This window comes from Empedobacter sp. GD03739 (assembly GCF_029843245.1).
Classification (GTDB): domain Bacteria; phylum Bacteroidota; class Bacteroidia; order Flavobacteriales; family Weeksellaceae; genus Empedobacter; species Empedobacter falsenii_B.
The window spans coordinates 93,739-108,363 of record NZ_JAOCHX010000001.1 but is presented as its reverse complement, the minus strand read 5'-3'; the positions used below and the strand labels follow the sequence as shown (position 1 = coordinate 108,363).

The 14,625-nt window shown below is 28.0% G+C and carries 14 protein-coding genes; 2 read left to right on the top strand and 12 right to left on the bottom strand.

All coding sequences use genetic code 11. The features are described 5' to 3' along the window. The first annotated feature begins 13 nt into the window (after window positions 1-13). Both N5E64_RS00530 and N5E64_RS00525 read left to right on the top strand, forming a co-directional pair. A complete protein-coding gene (locus N5E64_RS00530) occupies window positions 14-1,081 on the top strand; it encodes an ABC transporter substrate-binding protein (RefSeq protein ID WP_280035130.1) in 1,068 nt (355 codons plus the stop codon). Beyond that, window positions 1,082-1,573, top strand: coding sequence for a MepB family protein (locus N5E64_RS00525; protein ID WP_280035128.1), 492 nt, complete (start codon window positions 1,082-1,084; stop codon window positions 1,571-1,573). Window positions 1,574-2,025: 452 nt separating this feature from the next. On the opposite strand, the gene N5E64_RS00520 is transcribed toward N5E64_RS00525, so the two are convergent. The 12 genes from N5E64_RS00520 to N5E64_RS00465 all read right to left on the bottom strand — a co-directional run bounded on the left by N5E64_RS00520 (window position 2,026) and on the right by N5E64_RS00465 (window position 14,624). Then, entirely contained in the window at window positions 2,026-3,045 is a 1,020-nt protein-coding gene (locus N5E64_RS00520; protein WP_038336503.1) for a phenylalanine--tRNA ligase subunit alpha, read from the bottom strand. A 148-nt stretch (window positions 3,046-3,193) separates the two neighbouring features. Continuing rightward, a complete protein-coding gene (locus N5E64_RS00515) occupies window positions 3,194-4,330 on the bottom strand; it encodes a DegT/DnrJ/EryC1/StrS family aminotransferase (RefSeq protein ID WP_280035123.1) in 1,137 nt (378 codons plus the stop codon). Between the two features lie 76 nt (window positions 4,331-4,406). Next, window positions 4,407-4,958: a sugar transferase gene (locus tag N5E64_RS00510; protein ID WP_280035121.1), complete on the bottom strand. Its 552-nt coding sequence runs from the start codon at window positions 4,956-4,958 to the stop codon at window positions 4,407-4,409. A gap of 111 nt (window positions 4,959-5,069) precedes the next feature. Then, window positions 5,070-5,429, bottom strand: a complete 360-nt coding sequence (locus N5E64_RS00505; protein ID WP_280035119.1) for a four helix bundle protein — start codon at window positions 5,427-5,429, stop codon at window positions 5,070-5,072. Window positions 5,430-5,595: 166 nt separating this feature from the next. After that, the gene (locus N5E64_RS00500) at window positions 5,596-6,504 is read right to left on the bottom strand and encodes an NAD-dependent epimerase/dehydratase family protein (protein WP_280035101.1); all 909 of its coding nucleotides are present in this window, start codon (window positions 6,502-6,504) and stop codon (window positions 5,596-5,598) included. Between the two features lie 3 nt (window positions 6,505-6,507). Next, complete coding sequence (locus N5E64_RS00495; protein WP_280035099.1) at window positions 6,508-7,647, bottom strand: glycosyltransferase family 4 protein; 1,140 nt, start codon at window positions 7,645-7,647, stop codon at window positions 6,508-6,510. After that, window positions 7,648-8,775: a right-handed parallel beta-helix repeat-containing protein gene (locus N5E64_RS00490; RefSeq protein ID WP_280035096.1), complete on the bottom strand. Its 1,128-nt coding sequence runs from the start codon at window positions 8,773-8,775 to the stop codon at window positions 7,648-7,650. It lies immediately after the preceding gene. A 5-nt stretch (window positions 8,776-8,780) separates the two neighbouring features. Next, window positions 8,781-10,142, bottom strand: coding sequence for a phenylacetate--CoA ligase family protein (locus tag N5E64_RS00485; RefSeq protein WP_280035094.1), 1,362 nt, complete (start codon window positions 10,140-10,142; stop codon window positions 8,781-8,783). Further along, entirely contained in the window at window positions 10,139-10,948 is an 810-nt protein-coding gene (locus N5E64_RS00480) for a glycosyltransferase family A protein (RefSeq protein ID WP_280035093.1), read from the bottom strand. The genes N5E64_RS00485 and N5E64_RS00480 overlap by 4 nt, the downstream gene beginning before the upstream one ends. 3 nt (window positions 10,949-10,951) lie before the next feature. Then, window positions 10,952-11,995, bottom strand: a complete 1,044-nt coding sequence (locus N5E64_RS00475; protein WP_280035091.1) for an EpsG family protein — start codon at window positions 11,993-11,995, stop codon at window positions 10,952-10,954. Further along, window positions 11,995-13,107 (bottom strand): polysaccharide pyruvyl transferase family protein, encoded by a 1,113-nt coding sequence (locus N5E64_RS00470; RefSeq protein WP_280035088.1) that lies wholly within the window; start codon window positions 13,105-13,107, stop codon window positions 11,995-11,997. Before N5E64_RS00470 ends, N5E64_RS00475 begins: the two co-directional genes overlap by 1 nt. Continuing rightward, on the bottom strand, window positions 13,104-14,624 hold the full coding sequence (locus tag N5E64_RS00465) for an MATE family efflux transporter (RefSeq protein WP_280035086.1): 1,521 nt from the start codon (window positions 14,622-14,624) through the stop codon (window positions 13,104-13,106). The genes N5E64_RS00470 and N5E64_RS00465 overlap by 4 nt, the downstream gene beginning before the upstream one ends. Window position 14,625: the final 1 nt, after the last annotated feature.

Sequence of the window (14,625 nt, the reverse complement as noted above, 5' to 3'; positions counted from 1 at the left end):
AAATTCAATCCAAATGATAAAAAAATTTATTCTAACCTCATTCGTTCTTCTTGCCATTAGTAGTTGTAAACAGTCAAAAGAAGCTGTTAAAACTGAACAAGAAAATACAACTTTTCAGTTTGCAAAAAATATTTCTATCGAAGAAAACAACCAAACAATCACGATAAAATCTTCTGGAAATACAATTTCATTTGATAAAAAAGACTTGCCTATCAAAACTGTGATGGTTGAAACTTCATCTGCCGTTACGTTTTTAGATCAATTAGGAAGTCTTGACTTAATCAAAGGAGTTTGCGATGCAGATTTTATTTACAATCCTAAAATAGCAGAAGGAATTGCGAATAAATCAATCTTAAAAGTTGGAAATTCAAACGAACTATTCACAGAAATTATCTTAAAAAATAAACCACAATTGATTATCGCAAGTTCTAATCCTGTTTTAGCAAAATTTCATCAACAATTAGAACAAAATGGAATAAAAGTATTGTATTTAGATGAATACAAAGAGCAAAACCCATTGGGACAAGTTGAGTATTTGAAGGTTTTCGGAAAATTATTCGGAAAAGATACAGAAGCTGAAAAACGCGTAGAAACGGTTAAAAATAATTACGACTCCATCAAAAATATCATTCAAACCAAAGCCAAAGGCAACATTTCAACAATTGTGAATACAATGTATGGCGACATTTGGTACGTTCCGACAAATGACTTGTTGCAAGCAAAATTAATAGACGATGCGAAAGGAAATTATATTTTCAAGAATAAAACAGGTGAAAATAGTTTGAGCTTAACATTTGAAGAAGTTTATACAGCTGGAAAATCTGCAAATTATTGGATCAATGTTACAAACGTAAATACGTTGGCAGAAATGAAAGCTTCTTATCCAAACTATGCGTGGTTTGATGCATTTAAGAAAGGAAATGTGTACGCTTACAACAAACGTATGAATGCAAAAGGTTCGAATGATTATTTTGAACAAGGAATTCTTCGTCCTGATATTATTTTGAATGATTTAGGAAAGATTTTCTATCCAAATTTATTTCCAACTTATGATTTATACTTTTATCAACAATTGAAATAAATGACTGAAATTATTCAACAATTCGAGGATTTTGTTCTAAAATCTTCGAATTTATCCATTTCAACTCTTGAAAAAGATGCAGAATGTGACGAATATATAGGTTATAATTTCAATGTTAAAGAAATTTCTATAAAATTTAGAAAAGCGAAAATTACACCTAAAAAAGTTGGTCAATTTGTAACGTTATGGAAACGAAATACAGCTAAACAAACCGAACCTTTTGACGAAAATGATGGTTTTGATTATTACATTATTGCTGCAGAAGATGATTCTAAACTAGGTTTTTATATTTTTCCGACATCAATTTTAATTGAAAAGAATATTTTGACCTCAATTAAAAAAGAAGGAAAAAGAGGTTTTAGAGTTTATCCGAATTGGGTAAAACCTGAAAATAAACAAGCGGAGAAAACTCAAAATTGGCAACAAGATTATTTCGTAGAAGTCAACAATCAACAAATTGATAAGAAAAATGTTAAATCAATACTTAAATAATAATTGAGATGTCTCAACAAGCTTGACATGACAATTTCTAAATGCTTTTTTATGAAAATTAAACACATCATATAATTAGATATTCCTTATATTTTATGTCACTTTTTACTTGACTAAAAAGTAACCAAAAAGTCAAGGCTGTAAATCTATTAGACTAAAAATACTTTCATTTCACTAAAGATTTTAAAAACCCTACAGGCTAAAATCTTTTTAACGTTACATTCAATTATTTTCTTAACGTCATAGATTTAAGGCCATTTTTAATAGGACGATTACATTAATTATTACTTTGTAAATAAATAGAGTGATGTCTCGGCATGACAATTTCTAAATGCTTTTTTATGAAAATTAAAACTAAAGGATATAATCTCTAATATATTATTTAAAACATTATTCCAATAAAAAAATCCTGCTCAATTGAACAGGATTTTTTGTTTATAATATTTTCTATCTTAGAATAACTCCGATTGAAATTGCTCTAAGAAACGTTTATCATTTTCTGTATACAAACGGATATCCCCAATTTGGTATAATAATAACGCGATACGCTCAATTCCCATACCGAATGCATAACCCGAATATTTCTCAGGATCGATATCAACATTACGCAAAACGTTAGGATCTACCATTCCACATCCCATAATTTCTAACCAACCTGTACCTTTTGTCATACGATAATCAGTTTCTGTTTCTAATCCCCAATACACGTCAACCTCCGCAGAAGGCTCTGTAAAAGGGAAATATGAAGGACGTAAACGAATTTCAGATTTACCAAATAACTCAGTTGTAAAATAACTTAACGTTTGTTTCAAATCTGCAAACGAAACACCTTCGTCGATGTATAAACCTTCGATTTGGTGGAACATCATATGCGAACGAGACGAAATCGCTTCGTTACGGTAAACACGACCTGGCGCTAAGAAACGCATGGGCGGTTGATTTTTCTCCATATGACGAATCTGCGTAGACGATGTATGCGTACGCAACACAATATCTGGATCAGTTTCGATGAAAAATGTATCTTGCATATCTCTCGCAGGGTGATGTGCTGGCAAATTTAATGCGGTAAAATTGTGCCAATCATCTTCAATTTCTGGCCCTTCAGAAACGCTGAATCCAATGCGATTAAAAATCTCGATAATACGATTTTTTGTAATATTAATTGGATGACGAGAACCCAATGTAAAAGGCTCTCCAGGACGTGTTAAATCTAAAGAAGAATCAGTTTTTCCTTCGTTTGAGATTTCATTTTTAAGAACAGTTGATTTTTCAGTTGCCAATGTTTTTAATTCATTCACAACTTGACCAAATTCCTTTTTTTGTTCATTCGGAACAGATTTGAACTGTGTAAACAAGTCTGTTAAAATTCCTTTTTTTCCTAAAAATTTAATTCTGAATTCTTCAATTTCAGCAGCATTTGTTGAATGGAAGTTTTTTACTTCTTCAATATATTGTTTGATTTGGTCAATCATAATTTCTGATCAATTTGATTACAAATTTAACCGATAATCAACTTATAACAAATTATTCGAGGACTTTTATTAAAAACGTCTAATTCTTATAAATAAAAATCCTCCTAAGAAACTTAAGAGGATTTGATTGATATCTTATTTTTGAAAATTATTTCCCAAATACTTCTTTTACTTTAGCTGTAATTCGTTCACGTTCTGCATCTGTCAAATTAGAACCAGAAGGTAAACATAATCCATTTTCGAATAATTCTTCTGCTACTGTTCCTCCATAATAAGGTGCATCTGCAAATACAGGTTGCATGTGCATTGGTTTCCATAATGGACGAGATTCGATATCATCTTCCAAGAAAGCTAAACGCAAATCTTCACGTGTTTTCCCTGCTACTTTTGGATCAATTAAAATCGCTGACAACCAATGGTTAGAGAAATAATCAGAACTTGGTTCTGTAAATACCGTTACGCCATCAATATCCGCAAACAACTCTTGGTAGAATTGATTCATTGCACGACGAGCTGCTACTCTATCCGCTAAAACTTCCATTTGTCCACGACCGATACCTGCTGTAATATTACTCATACGGTAATTGTACCCAATATGCGAATGTTGATAATGTGGTGCGTTATCACGTGCTTGCGTTGCTAAAAAGACTGCTTTATCTTTATCTTCTTGTGTTTGACAAACTAATGCTCCACCACCAGAAGTTGTAATAATTTTATTTCCATTAAACGACAAACCTCCAAAACGACCAAACGTACCACAAGCTTTACCTTTGAACGTAGAACCCAATGCTTCTGCAGCATCTTCTATCACAGGAATGTTATATTTATCAGCAACAGCATGTACTTCGTCTACTTTATATGGCATTCCGTACAAGTGAACTGCTAAAATTGCTTTTGGCGTTTTTCCTTTTGCGATACGATCTTTTATTGCTTCTTCTAATGCAACTGGACACATATTCCATGTATCTTCTTCTGAATCGACGAAAATAGGAGTTGCACCACAATAAACAATAGGGTTTGTAGAACCACAAAAAGTTAAGGTTTGCGTAAGAATTTCATCGTTTTGTTTCACTCCTAACATCACAAGAGCTAAATGCAAAACAGAAGTACAAGTATTTAGTGCAACGATTGGATTTGATGTATTCAACGCTTTTTGAATATCAGCCTCAAATCCGTCAATATTATCACCAATGGATGTGATCCAATTTTTATCAAAAGCATCTTGAATGTATTTCATTTCATTTCCTGAAAGATGTGGAGATGAAAGCCAGATTTTAGTTTGCATTAAATGTTTAGATTTATTTCAAATATAACAAAAAAGAGTCTAGAAATAGACTCTTTATAACTTGTATATATTTATATTATTTCTTCACTGCATCACCTTGTCCACTTCCTGTAACAGTAGCTAAAATATATTTAAAATAATTACCAATAGACATGGTTTGATACATTTCAGCATCTAATTTCGCTAATTTTTCAGGTGTCGACATGTCGACATTATTAATTTGTCCTAAACCTGTAATTCCTGGTAAATAATTAAACACACCTCTTTTCTCTCGTTCTTCAATCAATTCTGTTTGATTAAATAAACATGGTCTAGCTCCAACTAAACTCATATCCCCTACCAACACATTAATTAGTTGTGGTAATTCATCTAACTTAGATTTACGTAAGAATGCTCCGAATTTAGTAATCTGCACACCTGAAGCCAAATGCGAGGCAACCGATTTTGTATTCACATCCATTGTTCTAAATTTGAATAGTTTAAAAGGTTTTTTACCTTTCCCAACTCTTTCTTGCATAAAAATAGGTGAACCCGTATCGAATAAACCGATAATGTATAATATAATTCCGATTGGCCATAAAAATAGTAGACCAAAAAATGAAAATAATATATCGAATAATCTTGTCATAATTGTTAGTTATTAGTTAATAATGAATGGTTATTGGTAAAATGGTTATTAGTTACTAATTACTGGTTACTAGTCACTCCTCTCTAATTACTCCTCGCAAGTCACTAGCCTCTATTTCTTATTTTTTATAAATTTTATAAGACCATTTAACATTTTAGCAATCTGTTCTTGCTTCAAAATTAATTGATCTAATTGATTTTGTTTAATAAAATTTAAATTAAAAGCGATAATTAATTGTGTTTCTAATTCCGCTGTACTACCTAATGCAATGTATAAAAACTGTATAAATTCTTTATCCGATTGGCGTGCTGCACCTTCTGCAATATTACTTGGTATAGACACAGAAGCTCTTCTCATCTGAGTAGATAAACCAAATTTTTCAGCCTCAGGAAATTGTTTTGTTATTAAGTATATCTCTGAAACAAAATCTATTGCAAGCTTCCAAACCTCTAAATCTTTATGTGTTTTCATTGTTTATTAGTTAATTGTTATTGGTAAATGGTTATTAGTTACTAATTACTGGTTACTAGTCACTCATCAATACTCACTAATTACAACCCCTAGTTATTGGTGAATGGTTATTAGTTACTAATTACTGGTTACTAGTCACTAGTTACTAACCCCTAATTACTAATCACTAACCCCCAGTCTTAAAGCTTTTTATTGTTTTAATAATTCCTTCTTCTGCTGACAAAGGTAATTGTTTAATATTTAAAGCTGTTTTTATCTTTTGATTTGAAACAACGTAACTCTCCGTTAATTTCTTTAATCGTTCCGAATTTAGTGGAAAGTTAATAACATCTCCACACTTTGCTACCTTCTCAATTAATCCCTTAGGTATTGATAAAAATTTAGCCTTACGGTCTAATGCTTTATTCATTGCTACAATTAACTGATTTGTTGATAAGGATTGATCGTCCGCAAAATTATATACTCCAGAAATAACTTCTTTATTTAATAACATTTCATGTATTAAATATGATAAATTATCAATACTTAGAAACGAACGGTTATTCTCGAAAGCCGACAACGGCCATGGAATTCCTTTTTCTACAATCTTATACAAAAGGTTAAGATTTCCTTTATTTCCAGGACCATGTATCATACAAGGGCGAATGATAAATAAACGTTTACCTTCTGGTAATTGCTGAGCTAATAAATAGTTTTCTGCCTCGAATTTTGACTGACCATAAGGTGTTAAAGGATTGGGCTTAATGTTCTCATCTATTATATCATCTGCTGTATCTGCAACCGCTTTTACAGAACTAAAATAAAAAAAATCTCGACTATCGGATCTTAAAAATTCTTGAAACAAGGCAATCGTTAAATCTCTATTAATCTCGAAATAGGCTTTTTCTTCAGATGTATTCTCTGTATCATGTGCTTTCCCAGCCAAATGAATTATTGCTTCAGAATTTTTATCTAGGTTCGATTGCCAATCATTACCTCTCAAAGACAACTCATGGACCGAATGATTTTTATGTTTTAGATAAACAGATAAATTTTGACCTACAAATCCTGAAGCTCCTGTTATGGTAATATGCATGTTTTACTTTTTATATAAATTTAGTATTTGGTTATACACCACATCTTCAGAAAATTCTTCAAGGTATAATTTATTACTTTCTATTCCCATTTTTTCTAAATCAGCATTTAATAAATATTCTAATCCTTTTAAAATTTCTTCTGTACTCTGTGATTGTACTAATACACCATTTTTATTATCCTTCACCAAATGATTACACCCTGGCATATCTGTTGTAAGAATTGGTTTACCCATTGCCATTGCCTCTAATAAAAATCGTGGCGTACCTTCTCTGTAATAGGTTGGTAACACTGCAATGTCTGCTAAAGCAATAATATCATTAATATCGCTACGTTTTCCTAAAAAAACAACCCCTTCTTGAGCACCATAATGTTTAATCTCCTCTTCTGTAAAAGAGTCAGGATTATTTGGATCTATCCAACCTGCAATTAATAAATTAATTTTTTGGTTCTCTGATTGATTGATTTGATTGATTGTCTCAATTAAGTAAGATAACCCTTTTTGTTTTAATAAACGAGAAACAAAAATTAGTGTTTTTCCTTCTGTTAAGTGATATTCCTTTTTTAATTGTTCTAATAATTTAGCCGAAGATTGAATTGTTGTATTAAAACGATCTTCGTTTACAGCACTTCCTTTAATTACTTGAAAAGAGGAATGATTACCTAATTCTTTTTTATCTTCTTCGTTCTGAAAAATTAACTGTGCACCAAATACCGTATTATTAATGTTATAAAACGTTTTAATAATGGTTTTTATCACATTAAATTTAAGTGAATCCTTTGTAAAAGCAACTCCCAATCCTGTGATGTGATTTACTATTTTAGCTTTTTTTCCATACCAATAAGCAAAAGGTGTCCCAATAATGTTGGGTTGCATACGATACAAATGGATGACATCAAATTTTTCTCGTTTAAAGATTTTGCCTAACTGAAAACCAAAAGACAACATCGAACCTAAACTTCTTTGTCTAATATCAATATCTAAGGCTATGGTTGTAATCCCAGATTCTTTTATTTTATCAGCATACCCATCGTTGGGTACTATGGCTGTTACTTCGTGTCCGAAATGTTGTAAAAATAGCGCATATCGCAAGCGTGCACCATAAAAATCAGAACCAAAGTTTTCGATTAAAGCGATTTTCATTTATTTATATTCTATACCTTTAATATCTTTTATATACTTCAATAACTCAATCTCATTATTATAAAGCTCTTTTCCATTTTTTAAGAATTTATAATTTTTTAATTGAATTTTTGGATAAATACCATATTGATTCGCTTTAACAAATTCTCTATTTGAATTTTTAACAAATAAATCATTAATTACTATTTTACCATTTATCAATGTCAAATCTGGCTTTTTGTCAAATCCAGCCACTAAAATACCTACAGAAGTATTGCTAGTTTCAATTTTATTTAAATAAATATTTATGTCTAATGATTTAAATTTAGATGCATAGTTATTCAAATGAATTTGAATCCCAGAATATGCATTAAAAACCTTTAAATTATCGATATATATATTATTTAATAACTCTTTATTGTTATCTGGCTCAATGTCAATACCTGACATTGGTGCTGTACCAAAAGTGTTGTTTACAATTAAATTATTAATTGAAATATTATTGCCACTTATAATTGAAAGGCCATTTCTTCTTGAATTATTAATTACACTATTATTAATACTAATTTTATTAGTATTTATTTTAGAATTAGGATTTAAATTATTTCTACTAGAATTTGATATAACAATTCCGTCACCCCAACAATTATTAATAGACGCATTTTCTATATAAATATTCTGTGATTTTCTGATATCAATTCCAAAGCCCCATTCACCTTTTACACCCAGATGTGTTCCTTTATCTCCAACTATATTGATGTTATATAATTTAACATTCTCTACACCATGTAAAGCTATTATTTGATAGCGCTCCAAGCTATTTGGTATTAACAGTATTTTAGAGTTTTCTTGAAAAAAAATTTCAGAATTTGACCTTAAAATAACTCCTTTGGAAGCTATAGGAAAATTTGGGAAAATAATTTTATCATATTTATCAATTGCTTTTTGAATATAGTATGTATAATCAACACTACCATCCTTCACATACTTAATAGGTAAAGATTTTGTTAAATCATAAAAATTATTTTTGTTTATTGAAGTAGATGTCTTTATTAATTTATAAGGTGACTCTTGAATTGATTTTTTGAATTGACTTAACAATAAATTACTAAAAAATAATATAAAAAATAAACATACAATATTCCTCATGATATTTATATTAAGTGTTTAATATTGTTTTTTACCATTCTATATTTACCACTTTTCTCAACAGGTATATCATTCACAAATTCTAAATCTATTTTCATATTATCACCTACACGATCTACCCAATTTTGAATAAATTTATTTTCTACTTTTTTATCATACATGGAGCTATCGATTACTAATTTTATTATTATCTCATTCAATTTATCTTGAATTACCTGGAATTTAATAATTCCTTTCGTATCTTTTAACGTATTGGAAATATTCCCTAAATTTATTTTACCATTTTCAGGAGAATAAATATAATCATCAATTCGACCTAAAATTTCTTTTACCAATGGATTATGGTTTCCACAATTACATGTTTTCGACTTCTCTAAACTTAGACGGTCACCGATATCGTAACGAATTAAAGGTGTACCTTGTGTAAAAAAAGAAGTTATTACTAAACGCCCCGAATCTGTAGGCTTATTAAAATCATCTAAAACCTCAAACACACCCGTTTGTAAATCCATATGAAGATTACCATTCTTACATTCAATTATAAATGGAGCACCTTCAGATGATGAATATTGGTTAAACATTTTTGCATTAAAAAAATGCTCAATAATTTCCCTCATTTCAGGATTAATCGATTCTGCTGTAGGAAAAATTGCTTTTACTACACCTTTAGGCATTTGATAACCTTTTGACACCCCATGTTTAGCTATCTCTAACATAGTAGATGGAAACCCCGATAAAAACTCAGGTTTATAATCTAATAAATCATTTACATAATATTGTAAATACTCTTCCTTTATATGAAATGTTGAATAATATCGAACATTATGTTTATGATCTGTTTTCCAAAAAATATGATTTTGTACATCCTTATTTGTCAATAGATCTTTTCCTGAGAACCACGCTGTCTTTTTACCTAATTCATATCCAAATTTTCCACGGAAGTAATCTAGATAGGCAAATTTCTCATTATTGCCTTCTTTTGTAAATAAAATTTCTAATGATTTACCTGTCGTACCACCCGTTTTAGAAACTACTCCATCTTTTTTAGCTACAGTAAAAAAATCATTAATATTAGTTCTTAAATCTTCTTTACTGATAATAGGTAACTGATAGATTTGTTCTATATCTACTAAAGGATAATCTTTATAATATTTTGAATCTTGAATAGCTTCTTTTAAAAAACTATTGAATCTTTTCTTTTGTATATTTTTTAGCTCATCTAAACGTAAATCTTCATTCTGTTTATATTGATTTAATAATTCTTTATATTTCCCTGCATATCTCTCCTTATAGGCTATAATATTGAATAAAGAAATCAATAATTCTTGTATAAAAACTGGCGAAAATTTAAATATTTTTTCTTTCATATTAATATATTTTTTTTATTCCATAATAATTTTATCGAATCTATAATTCTTTGTTCTTTAATAATAAGGGACAAACTCTTTCTTATTATTAAATTTCTTAAATAGATTTTCTCGGATTTAGTATGAATTTTCTCCTTTTTAAGATGAAATACTATTGATTTGTCTATTGGAAATTTTTTTCGACTGTTATTAATAGCATCTTGTAAATAATATTCTGTAACAATAGGTGAATATGCTGTTTTAAATTCTCTATTTAATCTTATCCAAAGATCTAAATCTTCACCTCTAGAAACTTGTGTGTTAAAGTGTCCCACTTTATCCAAAGCTTTTTTTCTTACACATACACAAGAAGTATGAATAACATCTTTAAATAAAACTTCAGAAAAATAATCATCTATAATTCCTTCTTTAATATCTAAACGATTTATAATTAATCTTCCATCTGGATATTTTCTAGAAAAATTTGTAACAAATACGTCTGCTTCTTTATCATATTTTACAATCATATTAAAAATAATTTCTAGATGATTATTTGTCCATATATCATCTGCATCTAAAAATGCAATATATTCAAAACTAGATTTTTCAATTCCCATATTTCTAGCAGAAGAAACACCTCCATTCTCTTTAGAAAAAAAATTGATTCTTCTATCAGAAAATTCGTGTATAAATTTTGGACCATTATCAGTAGAACCATCATCAATAATTACAATTTCAAAATTTTGAAATGTTTGATTGAATATCATTTTTAAAGTATCTTTTATATAAGACTCTTTGTTGTATAAAGGTATTACTATTGATATCATAAGTTATTGAATTGCAAAAAAGAAAATAATTAATATAAAAAACATTGCTAAACGATAATTCACCATATTTTTAAACTTGTACGAAAATATAGGGAAAATAATTAATGGTATTAAACACCAAGAATACACACCAACTCTATCAGAAAAAGGTATATTGAAGCTTAGAAAAAATATAGCAGATGCTAAACAAAAAGTAATTAATATTTTATCATAATTATCATCTTCAAATTTTATATATTTTTTTATAAATAATCCGATAATTAGAAAAAATAAATTAAAAACTATAAACTTTGGTTTAAATCCAACATCATAGACTGAAGCTAAATACCCATCCTCATCTGTATATTTCAAGAATCTCTGAAAAAATGGAATTTGATTGACTATGAACTTAAAATCAAATTTTAAAAATGATAATATTATTGAAATTATAAAGATTATTACTCCTGTTTTTATTTTTAAATACTTTGATAAAAAATAAACTCCAACAATTAAAACAGAACTAATATGAGATAATATTGTTAAAATAAAATATAAATATTTTAAGGTTTTATTTTTAAAAAAAGCGATACTACATAAAAAAAATGAAATAGCTAATCCTTGTCTAAGTATATTTGTACCAAGATTATAAAAGAAGAAACAACTTACAAAACTAAATAATATATAGAGCGAATTATATTTACCATATTTTACACTAAAAAGCACAACATTAAACATAAAAATAAAAGCAATAAAAAGTAATATATTTAAATTTGAAAATCCTATATAATTATTAATATAGGATAAAACATAAAAAATTGTATCAGAAGTTTTTTCAAATGATAGTACTCCTTGTGTAATCTTATTATAATTTTCAATATATGATCTAGTATCGGTACCTATTTCTAAATCTCTATTACCAAATACAAACATATAAATTACTGCAAATCCTAAAACACATATTGTACTTAATCCTTTTATATTTTTATTAGATAAAATACTAATGAATATAAAAATACAATATATTATATATGTAAATACTTTTATTATATTATATGTAACAATGTCCATTATTTTAAAAATTCAAAGTTTCTCTTTGCTAAGCTGATACACTCTTGTATTTTTAAAGGTTTAATATATTCTTTAGCTCCATTTATAGTGTTTAATATTATATCTGACATTTCGTGAACATCAAAAACTGCATCTCCCACTATATATAGTTGATTATGTTCGATATCATTTAATAAATCTACACATTTTCTATGATATTCATTTAAGATAAATGGAACATTACTAAATGCTGCAAAAATTGCTGCATGTAAACGAGTTGAAATAATAAAATCACACTCTCTAATTAAATCCCATGCTTTTTTTACATTATTTTGATAATTCATTATTTCGTAATTTTCTATTTGTGATTCTTTAATTGTTTCTAATGTTATCTTTTCATCACCAACTTTTGAATTTCCATTAAAAATAAAAAATCTAAATTTTACTGACTTATCTCTATTTGCTATATTCTTTAGCAATTCTATATTTACTTTATTTCGACGAGCTTGATTTTTTAAATCTAAGCCATAGTACATCTCGTAATTGCATAAACTAACCCCAATAATTTTTTCGTTGTTGTTTTTCTGCTTTACAGATGAGTTGTAAATTTCTGGTAAAAGTGCTGCTAAATCAAAAGCTTCTACTGGAGCGAAATCTAGGGCTAAAGTTTTTAAATACTCAAATGATTTTTTGTCTCTAACTGCTAAAAAATCTAATGTTTTAATATACTCAATAACTCTTCTTTCTGCTTCAACAGATTTAAATGGACCTATCGAAACTCCTATACCTCCAGTTTTTAAATTCTTGTTCAGATACTTCTTTATATATTTTGATATTTCTTTGTACCCATGCATTTTATGATCCCCAAATGTAGATCCTCCTGCAGAAAGAAAATAATCTGATTGTACTATAGGTTTTATTGAAACTAATCTACTATTAATCTTATTTAATTTAAAATTATCAAATCTATTCTCTCTTAAATTCTTAAATGGTGAAATTAATTCAGGTAAATTATCTCCTAAGAAATAAGGTGTAAAATTATTCTTATTTGAGTAATATGCAGTTACTTCTAGAAAGGCATCGTCTCCTGTATTTTTATGGCCATAAAAACCAGTATATGTTATTTGTTTCATTTTTTTATTTTTTTCAATATTATAGATTTAATAACACCTTTTTCATTTCTACTAATTCCAAATAATAAAATTAGGATGGCTGATAAAAACGTAGATAGTAGAATGTTAATCATTACTTGAATTAAGGATTGATTACAATCTTTAATTAAATAAATAAACACTGTGATAATTGGTATAGTTATTAATATTCTTTGAAATACATTACTGAAATATTCTTTTAAAGGAAATTGTATTAGTTTTCTAAGAAAATATAATCTAGAGCATAATGCTAATACACTAAGAATTATACTTATTATGTATGTAATGTATGGATCGTATCCTAACTTCAAGAACAAATAGGATACTGGTAAATTTAATAGAATTATAAACCCTGTTACAATTTGATAGACTTTAATTTTACCCGTTGCCTGCACAGCTGTAATTAATGCACCTGATACACTCTCTATTAATAAATAAACAACAGAAAGTCTTACAAAAATGCTTGTATATTCTGGAGGATTTACTAACCATAATTTTAATATAAAATCTATATTAATCCATGCTGGTATTACGATAAATAACATAATGAAATAAGAAAATTTAGAACTTAAGTAAATAAGATCATACATCCTTTCCATATTCTCATTCGCATAATTTTTAATAATTTGGGGATTGATAGCCATACGGAAACTATCTGTAAACATACTAACTGCACTCTGAAATTGCATTGTAACACCGTATGCAGCATTAATAACAACACCAAAGAAAAGATTAAGTATAATATTAATACCATATCCTCTTGAAACTGCTGCTAAATTCCCTACTAAACTCCAGCTGGAATAAGATAGAATATCTTTAAATTTACCTTGATCATAATAAAATTTTAATCTAATTTCTTTAAAATTAAATTTACAATACAAAAAATTCGTTATGAAAATGATAAAATTAATTCCTAATAAAATTGATGTATAAAAAATAAGTTTATTATTGTCTATAAAATTTAGGACCAATAATAATCCTAAATTCAATAGTGCATCTGCAATACTTATCCTTGCAAAAATATTCATCTTCTCGTGTGAAGTAATCAAGGCACTAAAAGGTACTTGTATAACTTTAATGAAAAACATACAAAGTGTTAACTGAAAAATTATAAAAGCTAAAGTTCTTTGACTTTCTTGAATATTAAGAACTTTAAGTACATACCAATTACCTAAAGTTTCACCAATAATTAATATTACAATGCCCAATATTAAATGTATTAATATTGATAAATTAAATGTATTGTTTAAATCTATTTTATTTCCTCTTCCTATTTCAAAAGCCAAAAACCTTTGCGTTGTAGAAGACATCGCCATATTTAAAAAACCAAGAAATGATATTAAGCCACCTACAATTGTATAAAGACCATAATCATCAACCCCTAATCTATTTAATAAAACACGAGATGTATATAATGCAACTAATAATGTGAAACCCATCCTTACGTATAAGGATAATGAGTTTTTTAAAATCTTTTTATTTGAATTTAATTCAGCCACA